The sequence below is a fragment of the Actinomadura rugatobispora genome (assembly GCF_055379765.1).
Window position 1 is genome coordinate 2,802,041 of the sequence record NZ_AP029191.1, and the last position, 14,964, is coordinate 2,817,004.

Genomic DNA, 14,964 nt, shown 5'->3' on the forward strand with positions numbered 1-14,964 from the left:
AGGCGAAGGCGCGATGGAGACGTTCACCATCTGCCCGGCGCACGGCGACGTCTTCGCCGGCGCCCCCGGCCCCGGCGACAAGTACGCCGAGGTCGTGGCCGACCACTGCCGGGCGGCCGAGCGGCTGGGCGCGGCCGCGATGCTCATCTACGACTTCTGGCAGTCCCTGGACCCGTGGGTCGCCGGGCAGCTCGTCCTGTCCCGCAGCACGACCCTGGAACCGATCGTGGCGGTGAACCCGGCGCTGACGCACCCGGCCGTCGCGGCGCGGGCCCTCGCCGGGCTCGTCCACCTGTACGGCAGGCGGGTCAACCTCAACGTGGTCGCGGGCGCCAAGACGGGCGAGCTGGAGGCCCTCGGCCTGGAGCCCGATCCCGGCGGCAAGTACGAGCGCATGGCCGACTTCGTCGGCGCGCTGGGCGGCGTCCTGCGCGGCGAACCGTACACCGGCTCCCGGTACCGGATCCGGATCGCGCCTCCCGAACCGGTGCCCGACCCGGCGCTGGCGCCGCGCGTCCTGGCCCCCGGGTCCCGGTCGGACGGGATCGCGGCGCTGCTGCCCCGGCTGGACCGGGCCCTCGTCATGGCCAAGCCCCGCGCCGACCTCGCCGAGGAGCGGGACCGGCTGGCGGCGGGCGGGCTGGAGGGCGGGCTCGCCATGCTCGTCGGGATCGTCGCCCGGGACACCGACGAGGAGGCGTGGGAGACGGCGCACCGGCACCACGCCGGGACCCGGCGCGACGCGCTGACCCGCAAGGTCTTCGAGCGGCAGATCACCTCCTCCCAGCACCGGGCGAACCTGTCGCTGGCCGCCGAGGCGCCTCGCCGCGACGAGTGCCTGTGGTACGGGGCCGGCCGGATCGGCATCGACTGCCCGAAGCTGGTCGGCTCGTACGAGACCGTCGCGGCGGCGCTGCGCGCCTACCGGGAGTTGGACGTCCGCACGGTCGTGATCGACCTGCCCTTCGACGTCACCGAATACGAGCACGTGGCGAAGGTCCTGGCGCTGTGCCCGCAGGAGGACTGACCGGCGCCCGGAGCGGAGCGCCAGCGGAGTGGAGGGTGATGGTCAGTCGTGCTCTTGCCGGGGAGTCTGAGGGGTCGCCCCCTCAGAGTGTTACTACCGCGTCCGGCCGCGTCCGCGTGGGCCGCCGCCTGAGCACGTTCATGCCCGTCGAGCGGACGGCGGCGATCGTCCTCGTGGCCACCGGCACCGCCGCCACGGCCGAGATCCTGCAGACCGCCGCCGACCGGCTGGGCCTGGACGCCCCCCGCACGCTGCGCCGCGGCCGTGCGGGACGCCCCTACCTGGCGCATCCCAACGGCGATCGCTGGAACGTGGACTTCAACATCTCGCACAGCGGCGACCTCCTCGCGATCGCGCTGGGCACGCCCGGTCCCCTCGGCCTGGACGTCCAGGAAGAGCCCCGGCACGGCTGGGAACGCATCGGGCGCCGCTGGCTGCACGCCGAGGAGTGGGCGCGCATCAGCGCGTTGCCCCCCGGCGAGGGCCGGGCCCAGTTCACCAGGACCTGGGCGATCCGCGAGGCACGCTGCAAGGCCACCGGCCGGGGGCTCGCGGGTTTCCGGTCCCCGACCGCGCTCGCTCAGGCGGACGCCGGGACCCTCGACGGCGTCCACTGGCGCGAACTGCCGATGCCCGACGGCTACGCGGGCGCGCTCGCCTGCGAAGGACCGCCCGACTGGCTCGCCCGTCCCCTCGTCATCTCCTGGGAGGATCCGTGGACAGGCTGACGCTCACCGGACCGGTCCGGGGGGACCTGCTCTCCTGCTACGGCACGGCGACCGCCGGCCTGCTCCGTTCAGTCGGGGTTCCCGAAGAACTGGCCATGGGCACGCAACTGTTCCTCGGCGTGCGCCGCGCAGGCTCTCTCGTCGAGTTCCTGCACCACCACACCCCTCTGGTGGGCGACGGCGTCCTCTACCGCATCGACCTGCGACGCCGGGGCGCCACCGAGCCGCGAGCCGCGGGCGAGGCGATGGCCCGGCACGCGGAGGCGCGCGGGGTCGCCGTCGTGACCGGCTGCTCGGCCCATCTCGACTGGATCGGGGCCGGCGGCTCCGACACCGCGCCGCACTGGTTCCTGGTGCGCCCGTCCGACGGCTCGTCCGACGGACCGTCCGGAACCTTCCAGGTCGACGACCCCTTCACCTGGACCGACGGCGCCGGGCGCCACCACCCGGGGTTCGCGGGGCCGTTCCCGTCCACGGGCATCGGCTCGCTCGCCTGGTCGCCGCCGCCGCTCGGCCCGCAGCAGACCAGCCGCGAACGCTGGGCCCTGGGCGACCGCCGGGACCGTCCGTCCTGGTCGGACGGCCGCCCGTGGCAATGGCTGGAGGTCGCCGGCGCCGAGGTCGCGGACGCCGGCGCCGCCGAGTTCGGCCGCCTCATGTGCCACCGCACCGTCCAGGGCCGGATCACCGATCCCGAGGTCGCCGCGCACGGCTGGGCCACCGGCCCGGACGCTTTCACGGTCCTGGCCGAATGGCTGGAATCCGGCCTGTCCGAGTCGGCCACGTACGCGCACAAGAACGATTTCTGGGTGGCCGCCCGGAATCGCAAGATGGTCGCCGCCTCACTCCAGTCCCCGCGGTGCGCCAAGGTCTCCGCGGGCCTGGAGCAGGTGGGCGCCTGGACGGAGTCGATACTCGTCCCGGCGTGGACGGCGCTTGTCCGCACTCTGCACTACAACGCGCTCAGCATCGCCAGAGGCAGGCGGCCGCGCCCCGGCGTCCTGGCCGACCTCCGCACGATCGCCGAACTGGAGAGCCGGTTCCGCGAGCGCCTCGCCGACGCCCTCTGAGGCCGCCACCGGGCATGCCATGGCCCGCGTCATCGGGTGCGCCATTCGGTGTGGCGGCTGCCGCATCGGATGTGGCGCCCCATGAGCAGAGCCTCGCACTGAGCGGGGTCTGGTCGTGCGAGGAGGTGAACGCACCGATGACGCTTCTCAAGAACCCGCTGCGGCTTCCGGCCGTGCCGATGTCGCTGATGTACGGCTACAACCACTGCGCGGACCCGAACCGCTGATCCGCCGGCACGGGCACCGGGACTTCGCTCCCGGTGCCCGTGCCACGCGGATCCTGCCCATGCGCCGGAAAGCCGAAAGGAAACGGGCAGTGCCCGACGATCTTGTGATCCCGGCCGGAGGCGACGTTCCGTTCGCCGCCGCGCGGGAGTTCATCCGCCGAATCCTGACCGAGGACGAGGTGGCGGCCGTGGCCAGGCCGCTGCGCCCCGTCCTGCACACCACGCCCGACGGGACCTGGCCCGGCGATCGCCAGCGTCTCAAGTCGCAGCTTCGCTTCCCGACGCGGCTGCGCGGGCGGCGCGAGTTCCGGGCGGTCGCCTGGCTGCTGAACGACCGGCGCTCCGGCCCGGTCGAGGTCGTCACGGCCGGGCCGCTCTCCCCGGCCGACGCCGACTTCTTCGGCGTCCTCTCCCGCTACGGCCCCGTCGTCCTGCGGACGGAGGGAACGCGGGGAGCCGGCACCTCGGAGGAGCACCCCGGGGACGCGGAGGTCGCCGCCGACATGGCGCGGGTCCGTGCCGGGCTGCGTGGCGAAGCGGACTGGTCCTGGCTCTGCCGCAGGCTGGGGCGCTACCTGTCCTGCGGTGACTCCTGGACGGGGCTCTGGCTCGCCCAGGCCGTCCTGGACGGCGCCGTCGCGCCGTCGGGTGCGGCGGCCAACATGATGGCGAGCGCCTTCTTCCTCCAGAACCGCACAAGTGAGGCCGAACTGCTGTTCCGCGCCGCGATGCGTGAGGGCGGCGTGCAGCACGCGCGCGGTGCCTACGGCCTGGCCATGCTCTACACGCGGCACCACCCGAGGGCGTGGCGGGACGTCGGCGCCGCCGCGGACCTGCTGGAATCGGGATGGCGGGCGCTTTCCCCTCTGCCGGACTCCGACGAGATCGTCAGGGAACGGGTGCTGAACCGCAACGGCCTGGCACTGGTGCTGCACAAGGAAGGGGACGGCGAGGGCGCCATCGCACTGCTGCGCGACAGCGTCCGGCGGCTCGTGGCCGGCGGCCTGGAGGCGAGCGAGCATCACTCGGTGCTGCTGAACAACCTGGGGAGGGTCTGCGCGGCCTCGGGCGGCCGTGAGGCCGAGGCGGAGTCCGCGCTGCGGCAGGCCGCCGAGACCGATCCCCGGTTCGCCGAGTACTGGCTCGACCTCGCCCTGTTCCTGGCCGAACGGGGCAGGCACGACGAGGCGCTCGCCGCGGCGCGGGCGGCGGACGGCTGCTCGGCGGCGATCGCCGAGATCCCCGCCCTGCTGGGATACCTGCACGCGGTGGCGGGCGACCACGCGCGGGCCGCCGCCCACTACCAGGAAGCGGCCGCCAAGGACCCGGGCGCGCCCGAGCACGCGCTGGCCGCGTCCCGCGAGCTGATCGAGGTCGGCGAGCACCGGGCCGCGCGCGGCTGGCTGGCACGGCTGGACGAGCGGGCGCTCACCGGCGAGCAGCGGGCCGAGGCCGCGCTGCTCGCCCTGGAGATCGACGCGAACGGCTCACCGCCGCTGTCCACCGTCCAGGTCGCGGCCAGGCTGCGCGAGCTGGCGGACGTCCACCCCGGCTCCGACCTGGTCAGCCGCAACCTGCGGGCCGTGACGGGCGGCCCGTGAGGGCGACGGCCGCCGCGGGCTTCCTGTCGGCGTACCGGCGGATCCGCTGCGGGCCCGCCGGGCTGTCGCCGGACGAGGCCGCGGCGGCCGGACTGGACGTGCGCGCCGCCGCCGACGAGCTGGCCGGCAGGTACCGGGGCCGCGGGCTGTGGCGTGCGGCGCTGTGGACCTCCCGCCGCAAGGTGCTGGCGTACCTGGCGGTGTCCGGGCCGCTGCTGCTGGTCACGCCGGTGCTGCCCTGGTCGCTGGACCGCCTGGTCGCCGCGTTCCACCGCGGCGACCAGGGGTCGGCGGTCAGGTTCGCGGTCGTCCTGACGGTGGCGGCGGCGGGTGAGGCGCTGCTGCGCTGGGTGTCGGTGTGGCGGCTGCGCCATCTCATCCTCTACCTGGAGCTGCTGACGCAGCGGCTCGTCTTCCACGGGCTACAGTCGGTGGACGCGGCGGCCGGGCCGGACGGCGGCGGCGGCGAGGATCGTCCGGCGGCCACGTACCTGGTGACCTATCCGCAGTTCCTCTCGCAGCTCGCGCTCGTCGCCGAGCTGGCCGTGAACGGCGTGCTGGCGGTGGTGCTGCTGGTCTGCCTGGTGCTCTGGACCAGCGTGCTCGCGCTGGCCGTCGTGGCGGTGGCGGCCCTCGTCCTCGCGGCGCTGCACGTCGCGGTCACCGCGGAGGCCAGGGTCGATTTCACCTACGTCGGCCAGGACCGCGAACGGGCCCGGCTCGTCGAGCTGCTGGCCTGCTCCTGGCAGTCCCTGCGGCGGCAGTTCCTCGAAGGGCAGTTCCTGCTGGCGGTGCACAAGGTCCGGCTCGGGCAGCTCGTGACGATGCGCGAGCGGGCACGGGCCACGGTGGTGAGCAGGACCCTGCAGAACGGGCTGGGCCCGCTGGTGTCGCTCACGACCGTCGGCGTGCTGCTGCTGGGCGGCGGCGGTCTCGACGGCGGCACGGCGCTGTCGGCGCTGCTCATCGTCCGCATGCTGGTCGCCGTGGGCACGGAGAGCGCCACGACCTACGGCTCCCTGCACGACGCCGCCCGCGCCGCGCACGCGATCGACGCGCTGTTCGCACCCGTCCCGGGACGCCCGGACCCGTCCCAGGCCCCCGCCGCCCCCGGCACCGTGCTGCTCCGGCCGGACGAGGGGCCGTCGCTGACGGTCCGGCCCGGCGAGCGGATCATGGTCGTCGGCCTGCCGGGCGGCGGCAAGACGACCCTGCTCGAAGACATCGCGAGCGCGGCGGAGGGAGGCACCCGGCCGCCGATGCGCTTCGCCGTCGCCTGCGGTGGGACGGCCGTCCTCGCGGCACGCGGCCAGCCGCTCTTCGACGGGTCGTTCGCCGAGTCCGTCACCCTCTGGCGCCCCGTCGAGCCGGAAGCGTACCTGCGCGCCCTGCGGATGAGCGGCCTCCTGCCCCTCCTCGCCGACCGTCCCGGACGCGACGCCACCCGTCTCAGCACGACCGAGACGCGGCTCTCGGAAGGGCAGGTCGCCCGGCTGTCGCTCGCCCAGGCTCTCTGCTGCGAACCGGACGTACTGCTGCTGGACGACATCTTCGCCCCGCTGGATCCGGAGTCCGCCCGGTCGGTGGCTTCGGCGGTCCTCGCCCCGGGCGACCGAACGACGCTGTTCGTCTCCACGAGGCTGGAACTGGCCGCGTACGCCGACCGGTTCCTGCTCGTCCGGCGGGGCCGCCTCGCGCTGGTGAACCGCGACGAGCTCCTGACCTCGCTCGACGAGGCCGAGGACGTCCTCGGCGCGGAACTCCTCGCCCGGCTGCGCGACGCCGCCGCCGGAGCCGCCGCCCGTCACGCCCCGTCCGCCGACGAGCCCGCGCCGGTCCCTGACATGGCGCAGACCACGCAGGACGACTCGTTCGAGGAGGCGCCCTCGACACCGCCCCGCCCCGCCGACCTCCTCCGCAACGGGCTGGCCCTGTTCGGTGTCAGGGGCGGGTTCTGCCTGCTCGTGGCCACCGCCGTCGCGGTCGCCGCCGACCTGGTGTTCGCCGCGCTGATCGAGCCGGGCGGCGCCTCGCACACCTTCGGCGTGCTCTGCGCGGTGACCGCGACCGGTGTCGCCGCGGCGGCCCTCGCCCAAGCCGCGGTCTCCTTCCCGCCGCTGCGTCCGGCCGGACGGCTGCACGACGCGTTCGCCCGCGCGCTTCTCGCCGCGCCGCCGCACCAGCGCAGGACGGCGGTGATCGGCCGGCTGTCCCGTGACTTCTTCGTGCTGGAGAGCCAGGTCCCCGGGTTGTACCTCCAGGTCGTCACGTGTGTCGTGCAGTTCTGCGCGGCGGCCGTGATCGTGCTCGCCGGCGCGCCGCGGGCGGCGCCCGTCCTGCTGCTGCTCACGGTCTGGCTGCTCGTCCTGCTCCTGCGCACGAGGCGGCCCAGGATCGCGGGCAGCGATCTCGCCGCCGCCGTGCGCGCACCGGTGCTCGCGTTCGGCGCGGCGGCGACCGGCTGCGCGGGCCACCGGCTCTCCACGCCGGTACGCACGGCCCTGTCCCGGCGTTTCGACGTGCTCGCCGACCGCCGTGCCGCCGCCCTGCACCGCTGGCAGATGCTGCACATGCGCATGCTGATCAGTGCCGACGCGGCGGGCCTGTGCGTCCTCCTCACCGCCCTCTGGGGGGCCGTCGCCTACCGCGGCGGCCTCGTCGACAGCGGTCTCCTCGTGTTCGTCGCCTTCACCTGCTCGCGGCAGACCGCCGGGTTGGTCGAATCGCTGCGGCAGGCCGACTCCCTGCTCAGCCAGTTCGCCCGGCTGGCCGCCCTGCTGGGACGGACCGGAGCCCTCCCCCGATGGCGACGCCTGCGCGCCGAGGTCCCCGACACCCCGCGAAGCCTCTACCGCACGATGCTGTCGGGCACGGGCGAGACCGCGGCCGCCTCCGGGCTGGTGGCGGACGGCGTCGCGATCCGCGTCGGCGACCGCCCCGACCTGATCACGGGCTTCTCGCTGACGGCCGGGGCCGGGGACGCCGTCGCCATCCGCGGCCCGTCGGGGGCGGGCAAGAGCACGCTGCTGGAAACCCTGTCGGGCTACCGCGAACCGTCCGCCGGCCGCGTCATGATCGCGGGCCGCCCGCCGGACGGCATGTCGGCGCGGACCCGGGACCTCGTCCAGTACCTCGCGGGCGACGTCCCCCGGCTGCCGCTCGGCCTGGCCGAGTTCGTCGCCCCCTGGCATCCCGGCGACCCCTGCCTGCACGCCCACGTCCGCCGGGTGTTCGACGCCGCGTGCGTGGCCCCGCCCGCCCCGTCCACCCGGCTGGGCGACCTCGGCCACGGGCACCGCCAGCTCGTCAATCTCGCGCGGGCCCTGTGGTGCCGGCCGGCGGTGCTGTTCCTGGACGAGGCGACCTCGGCGCTCGACACCGCCTCCGAGCGGCACCTGCTGGGCTCGCTCCACGCGCTGGCCCCGGCCGCGGCATGGATCATGGTCCTGCACCGTCCGGACAACCTCGACCGCGTCCCGCGGGTCCTCACGCTGCCCGGACCCCGCTCAGCCGGCGGGGCGCCAGGACGTCCCTGTCTCGCGTTCCAAGGTGGAGCGTGAACGGGCTACCCGGCCGCGGGGAGGGCGGGCGTGCCCGCGGGCGGCGTGCGGTGCCGGGTGGCCTGCTCGTAGGCGTGTCCCATGCCCAGCAGGGCCGGCTCGCTGAACGGAAGGCCCAGCAGCTCGACCCCCACCGGCAGCCCTCCGGCGGTGAACCCGGCGGGCACGCTCAGGGCCGGGAAGCCGCTGTACCCGGCCAGGCGGCAGTTGAGGTACGACTGCGTGGTCCCGATCTTGGTGGGCGGGCTGCCGATGGTCGGGTAGACGACGGCGTCCAGGCGGTGGGCCTTCATCAGGTCGGTGAGGCCCTGCCGCAGGACGTCCCGCTGCCGCAGCTTCTCGGTGTAGGAGGGGTTGGGCAGCGCGGGGCTGTTCACCCAGGCGCGCAGTGTCGACAGCACGCTGGGGGTGACCTCCCCGGACGTGGCGATGTCGGCCAGCGTGAGCTGGTCGTAGGGCGGTTCCAGCGCCGCCAGGTGGGCGGGGCGGCCCCGCGCGGACGAGGCCAGATAGGCGTTGAGGTCGCGTTCGAACTCGTCCCGCACCCGGTTGGCGCCGGCCGCCGCCGTCATGATCTCCGGTTGCGGGCCCAGCTCCACGGCCCTGGCCCCCAGCCCGGTCATGTCGGCGATCGCGGCGCGCACCAGCGCGGCGGTGGCCTGCTCGTCGGAGGTGGCGGTCGCGAAGTAGTCGGTGAACACCCCGATCCGCTTGCCCTTGAGCGCGCTCTTGCGCAGCGTCTTCTCGTAGTCGCGGGGGACGCGGCCGATCGACGCCTTGGTCACCTGGTCGTCGGGGTCGTATCCGGCGGTCGCCTCCAGCACCAGCGCGACGTCGCGGACCGACATGCCGATCGGGCCGCCCACGTCCTGGGTCCCGGACAGCGGCGCGATGCCGTCCCGGCTGGACAGGCCCATCGTGGGCCGGAGCCCGACCAGGTTGTTGTGGGCGGCCGGGATGCGGATCGACCCGCAGGTGTCCGAGCCCAGGCCGACCGGGGCGTAGGAGGCCGCGACCGCCGCCCCGGTGCCGCCGCTGGACCCGCCCGGGTGGCGGGACGGGTCGTAGGGGTTGCGGGTCTGCCCGCCCAGCGAGCTGATCGTGTAGATGTTCATGGCGTACTCGTGCATGTTGGTCTTGGCCAGCACGATCGCCCCGGCCTGCCGCAGCCGCCGGATCTGTTCGGAGTCGTCGGGCGGGCGCAGCTCCCGCAGCGCCGCCGAGCCGCTGGTGGTGGGCATGTCGGCGGTGTCGAAGTTGTCCTTGACGACCACCGGGACGCCGTGCAGCGGGCCGCGCACCCGTCCGGCGCGGCGCTCGGCGTCCAGCCGGGCGGCCTCGCCCAGGGCGCGCCCGTTGACGTTGATGACGGCGCTGAGGCCCGGCCGCTCGCCCCGCGGGCCGTCGTAGGCGTCGATGCGGCGCAGGTACTCGCGGACGAGCTGGACGGAGGTGGTCTTGCGCTGGGTCAGCAGCGCGCGCAGGTCGGTCACGCCGAGCCCGGCGACCTGCACGGCGGGCCGCCCGGGAGGCCCTGCCGCGGCGGCGGGCGTCGCGGTGGCCGCGGCCCCGGCCAGCAGGGCGCCCGCGGTGAACGCGGCGACGGAACGGTACGAGAGCATCCAAGATCCTTTCCAGGGGATGCCCGGAGGCTAGAAATGCCCGGTTTCGTCCCGGTTCCAGTTGTGTTTCCGCCGGTGATCGTCATTCGGGTGGGATGCGGACGGGGCCGTGGCCGTTGCCGAACCGGTGCGCGGCCTGGTTGATGGCGCCCTCCACGGCGCCGACGCGCTCGGCGAGCAGGCCCAGGGCCGCGACGGCGCGGGCCGCGGGGTCGTCCCCGGCGCCGCCCAGAACCCGCTCGCGCCGGTGGGCCGCCTTGACCTCCGTCCAGCGGGCGGCCCGCGCCGGGGTCAGCCGGCCGCGGAGCTCGGCGAGCTTGAGCAGGTTGGCCTCGGCGCCGGAGGTGAGGGTCTGGGCCTCGGCCGCGTAATGGTCGTCGATGACGGCGTCGAGCTCGTCCTCGTTCATCACCGGCAGGATCCGTCCGGCGAGCTTGTTCATGTCGCGGTAGGAGCCCTGGAGCCGGAACGGGGGTTCGGTACGGGAGGCGTCCGCCTGGGCGGCGGAGGCGATGTAGGCCCGGTTGACCGCCAGGACGACCTCGCGGGCGCGCAGCAGCCCGCGCAGCACCGCCGAGATCCGGTCGAGCTCGTCCCGGGAGTAGGGGTGGGCGAGCCGGTCGGGCCGTACGGTCTGGTCGCCGCCCGCGAGCCGGACCAGCAGGTCCAGGTCGCCGGGGTCGCGGGCGGCCAGCGGCGCCAGGACGGGGTTGGAGGTGAGCGCGTTCTCCACGTAGCTGGCGGCGAACAGGTCGTCCTTGCCTGTCAGGACGTCGCCCAGGTTCCAGACGTCGGCGCGGTTGGCGAGCATGCCGGGGACGTGGAACGGGGTGCCGGACTCGGTGTAGGGGTTGCCGGCCATCACGACCGCGAAGCGCTTGCCGCGCAGGTCGTAGGTGCGGCCGCGGCCGTCGCGGACGCCCTCGACGCGGCGCTGCGCGTCGCACAGCGGGATGAACTTCTGCAGCAGTTCGGGCGAGGTGTGCTGGATGTCGTCGAGGTAGAGCATGACGTTGGAGCCGAGTTCGAGCGCCAGGTTGATCTTCTCGACCTCCTGGCGGGCGGTGGCGCTCGGCGCCTCGGCCGGGTCGAGCGAGGTGACCGCGTGCCCGAGGGCCGGGCCGTCGATCTTGACCAGGAGCAGGCCGAGGCGCTCGGCGACGTACTCCATGAGGGTCGTCTTGCCGTATCCGGGCGGGGAGATCAGCAGCAGCAGGCCCATGCGGTCGGTGTGCGCGCCGTCCCCGGCGGCGCCGAGCTGCTTGGCGAGGTTGTCGCCGATCAGCGGCAGGTAGACCTCGTCGACCAGCCGGTTGCGGACGAACGAGCTCAGCACCCCCGGCGCGTGCTCGGCCAGCCGCAGGCGGCTCCGCTCGGCGGCGACGAGCTCGGTGCGGGCGCGCTGGTAGGCGGCGAAGGCGGGGACGCGGACGGCGCGGAAGTCGCGGATCCGCGCGAGGGTCTCGTCCAGGCGCAGCTCCAGGCTCCGCGAGCCGGTGAGGCGGGGGTGGGCGCCCAGGAGGCCGTCCACGGCGGCGGTCAGGTCGGCGGTGACGTCGTGGCGGGCGAGGGAGGTCCCGGTGACCAGGAGCGCGACGGCCTCGGGAAGGTCGGGGTCGGCCGCGGTGGACGAGGCGAGCCAGGCGCGGGCGAGCTGGTGGCGGGCGGCGAGCGTGTCCGGGCCGTCGCCGAGGGCGGCGAGGTCGCGCTCGACCTCGCCCGCGGCGTCGCCGAGCGCGGCGCGCAGGTCGCGGAGCAGCGTCCGCGCGTTCGCGCCGGCGGCGAACCCGGGCGGGGCCGCCGCCAGTTCCTCGAACAGGTACTCCCCGGCGAGCGGGTCGGCGGGGACGCCGGTCCGCTCGCAGAAGGCGGCCACGCCGGCGGCGAGTTCCCCGCACAGCTCGTCCGGGCCGGTGGTGCGGCCGAACGCGTCGCGGGCGCGGGCCAGCGAGCGGGCGCGGGTCGTCCAGGCCGTGCGCGCGGGCTCGGCGGTGCCGTACGCCCAGAACAGCTGCGCGGCGGCGCGGGCGGCGGACGGGTAGCGCAGCAGGCCCGCCCCGGCGTGCAACCGCAGCAGCTCGGTGAGCAGCAGCGTCGCGTCGTGGTCGTGGACACCCCGTTCGTAGCCTTCGTCGTAGCGCTCGGTCGCCGCCCTCCGCACGACCTCGTCCAGGGCGTCCTCTGCGGCGGCCTCGTGCAGGGCCTGGAGCGAGGGGGCGGAGGTCTGGGCGTCCAGGAGGAGCGAGGCCGCCAGGTACTCGGCCCGGTACACCTGCGGGGTCTCCGAGACCAGGTGCTGGTCCCAGAACGGCCGGGTCTCCTGGAACGCCTCACCGTCGACGGGGGCGCGGTAGTCGGTGCCGGTCACGGCGAACGCGAGGGTGTCGCCGTGCGGGACGAGGGTCAGCTCGGCCGGGCGGGTGTTGACGGCGAAGCGGTGGCCGCCCAGGCGGATGGTCTCGCCGCCGTCGGCGTACAGGTCGAGCCGGTCGCGCAGGGCCCGCCCGGCCTCCTGGCGGGCGGCCCGGATCCGGCCCTCCAGCTCCCCGGCGCGGACGTGCTCGCCGAGGTCGCGCAGCTCCGTGGCCACCGCGCGCAGGCGGTTCACCATCGCGTCGGTGGCGAAGTAGGTGTTGACCTCGTCCTGCGAGGTCAGGGAGGCGGTCTTGCGCTGCACCGCGGGCAGGATCCGCGCGGCCGACTCGGCCAGGCGGCCGGCGTGGCGGGCCCGCTCGTCCAGCAGCGCCTGCCTGCGCGTGGAGAACGCCTCGTAGACGTCGGTCCGCCTGTCCTCCAACCGCTCCAGGAAGTCGTCGAACTCGCCGAACCGGGCCTGCATGCCCTCAAGCTGGAGCAGCAGCCGGCCGAGCTGCTCGTCGCAGCGCTCGGGGTCGTCGGAGACGGCCAGGGCCGCGGTGACCGACTGGTCGAGCAGCGCGAACTCGGCGGCGAACGCGGCACGGCCCTCGCGGTCCAGCAGCTCGCGGCGGCGCGCGTCCAGGACGGCGCGGGCGCGGTTGAGCCCGCCCATCACCTCCCCGACCCGTTCCAGGATCGCGGTGCGGGCGGCGGGGTCGGCGGCGTCCAGGTCGCCGACCGCCGCGGTGACGATCTCCAGGCCCTCGGCCTGCGCCGCGATGCGGTCGCCCACGGGCCCGGCGCCGGCGGTGGACTCGATGGCCCCGGCCTCGCCGGCGAGCCGGTCGATCTCGGTCCGGTAGCCGTCGAACGCGCCGTCCCGGCCCAGGAACTCCACGGTGCGGCGGCCGGTGTCGTCCTGCGCCGCGGCGAGTTCCCCGGCCAGCCCGTCGATGCGGGCGCGGTCGGCGTACCGCGTCTCGCGCAGCGTCTCCAGGTGCCCTTGGGCGCGGCGCAGGTCCGACAGGCGGCCGATCCAGGCGTCCGCCGCGTCCAGGGGCCGATCGCGGGCCTCGCGGACGAGCCCGGCGACCGTTTCGGCCGCCCCGTCCACCGCCTCGGCGGCCTGGCGGCGGAGGGCGCGGACGTTCTCGTGCTCGGCCAGCACCTGCCCGGCCGCCGCCCGCACCCGCCCGAGCGGCGCCAGCAGGTCGCCGAGCTCGTCCTCGCCCAGCCAGTGGTGCAGGTCGGCGGCCCGCACGCAGGCGGCGATGAGCGCCTCGAACATCGCCGTGGACGGCGCCATCTCCTCGACCATCCGCACCACCGACAGGCAGCCGGAGATGCCGCGGACCAGGTCGGCGTTGCCCACGCGCTCCAGCGGGCCGGTCCCCACCGGGCGGGACGCGGCGTGCGCGTCCGACTCGAACGGGGTCCGCCACACCTGCACGGGATGGACGCGGGCGGCCTCGCCCGAGAACGCCCGCAGCACCACCAGCGTGCCGTCCTCGAACAGGCCGTGCCCGTGGCAGACGATGGGGGCGGCGACCTCCTTCCGGATCACGTTGTACGACAGCAGCAGCGACCGCCCGTCCTCACGGGAGTGGAAGACGTACAGCACGTCCTCGCCGTTCGGCGAGCGGACGACGCTCTCGTACTCCAGGCCGGTCGTGTCGAGGTCGAAGGTCTTGGCGGCCCCGGTGTCGAGGAGGTAGCCGCCGGGGAAGACGATGCCCTGGTCGTCGGGCAGCCGCCGGCACGCCGGCTCGATGCCGTCCAGACGGGTGACGGTCCCGGCGCGGGTGTTGACGACCAGATGCCGCCAGGCCCTCTCCTTGTACGGGCGGACGCGCAACAGGACCAGCGCGCCCACCCGGGCGTGGTGGACGTCGGCATCGGCCAGGCTCTGCAGCCGCTCGTCCAGGGGCTCCCGGTAGGCGGCGTCGTCGCCGGATCCGGCGTCCGGGTCGTCCTTGAACGCGACGGTGAGGCTTCCGCCGACCGTGCTGACGAGCACCGCGTCCTGGATGGCGATATGGCCGTCGACATGGTCCGCGCGGGTCGTCTCGGTCCAGGTGAAGTCATGCGGCGCGGGCAGGACGTTCTCGCGCTCGCCCTGGTTGTCGACGTAGCCGACCTGGTCGCCGGTCCCCGCGTTCCAGCGGAGCACGCGGACGTCGTCCAGGCGGGGGCCGGTCTGGAAGACCGCCAGCAGCCCGCCCTCCACCCGCCGCAGCCGCAGCAGGCGGGCCTGCCGGTAGTAGCGGTACATCTCGGCGAAGTCCCGCTCGAACGCGGGGTCGCGCAGCAGTCCGGGCAGGGCGCCGGGCACGGGCGTGAAGCCCGGCCCGGCGCCGGCGTCGGCTGCGGGAGCAGGGGCGAGACCGTGCACGGAGAAGACGTCGTCCACGCCCGCCTCGGGCCCGGCCGCCCCGCCGGACGGGTTGCCGCCGAACAGCAGCGCCCCTCCGACCGCGACGATGTCGCGGGGCACGATGGGACGCTCGGTCCGGATCCGCCCGGTGCCCAGCAGCCGCAGCCCCGAGCCGCCGAAGACCTCCAGCCGCCGGGTGTCGAGCGCCGCGGCACGGCCCGCCAGCTCGGCGGCGTGCTCGGCCAGCCTGGCTCGCAGCACTTCGTAGGTGCCGTGATCGAGCGAGGTCTCCTGACCGGCCCTCTCCCCGGTGGTGTCGTCGACGCGCTGGCTCACGCCCATCCTCCCTGCGACGTTCGTTCGGTGACGGTGCCGGTCCGTGTGCCGGTCCGTGTGC

The 14,964-nt window shown here is 75.0% G+C and carries 7 protein-coding genes; 5 read left to right on the forward strand and 2 right to left on the reverse strand.

Going from position 1 to position 14,964, the window contains the following annotated elements; all coding sequences use genetic code 11:
- The first annotated feature begins 13 nt into the window (after positions 1 to 13).
- From ACZ466_RS11555 to ACZ466_RS11575, 5 genes are all read left to right on the forward strand, one after another.
- Entirely contained in the window at positions 14 to 1,027 is a 1,014-nt protein-coding gene (locus ACZ466_RS11555) for an LLM class flavin-dependent oxidoreductase (protein ID WP_378279650.1), read from the forward strand.
- Positions 1,028 to 1,167: 140 nt separating this feature from the next.
- Entirely contained in the window at positions 1,168 to 1,755 is a 588-nt protein-coding gene (locus tag ACZ466_RS11560) for a 4'-phosphopantetheinyl transferase family protein (RefSeq protein WP_378279652.1), read from the forward strand.
- Entirely contained in the window at positions 1,743 to 2,825 is a 1,083-nt protein-coding gene (locus ACZ466_RS11565; protein ID WP_378279654.1) for a hypothetical protein, read from the forward strand. Before ACZ466_RS11560 ends, ACZ466_RS11565 begins: the two co-directional genes overlap by 13 nt.
- A 316-nt stretch (positions 2,826 to 3,141) precedes the next feature.
- Entirely contained in the window at positions 3,142 to 4,653 is a 1,512-nt protein-coding gene (locus ACZ466_RS11570) for a tetratricopeptide repeat protein (protein WP_378279656.1), read from the forward strand.
- Positions 4,650 to 8,213, forward strand: coding sequence for an ATP-binding cassette domain-containing protein (locus ACZ466_RS11575; RefSeq protein WP_378279657.1), 3,564 nt, complete (start codon positions 4,650 to 4,652; stop codon positions 8,211 to 8,213). The genes ACZ466_RS11570 and ACZ466_RS11575 overlap by 4 nt, the downstream gene beginning before the upstream one ends.
- A gap of 5 nt (positions 8,214 to 8,218) precedes the next feature.
- Here ACZ466_RS11575 and ACZ466_RS11580 read toward each other — a convergent pair whose 3' ends face one another.
- Together ACZ466_RS11580 and ACZ466_RS11585 are read right to left on the reverse strand one after the other, a co-directional pair.
- Complete coding sequence (locus ACZ466_RS11580; protein ID WP_378279659.1) at positions 8,219 to 9,835, reverse strand: amidase; 1,617 nt, start codon at positions 9,833 to 9,835, stop codon at positions 8,219 to 8,221.
- A gap of 82 nt (positions 9,836 to 9,917) precedes the next feature.
- Positions 9,918 to 14,903, reverse strand: a complete 4,986-nt coding sequence (locus ACZ466_RS11585; protein ID WP_378279661.1) for a DNA repair ATPase — start codon at positions 14,901 to 14,903, stop codon at positions 9,918 to 9,920.
- Between the last annotated feature and the right edge of the window lie 61 nt (positions 14,904 to 14,964).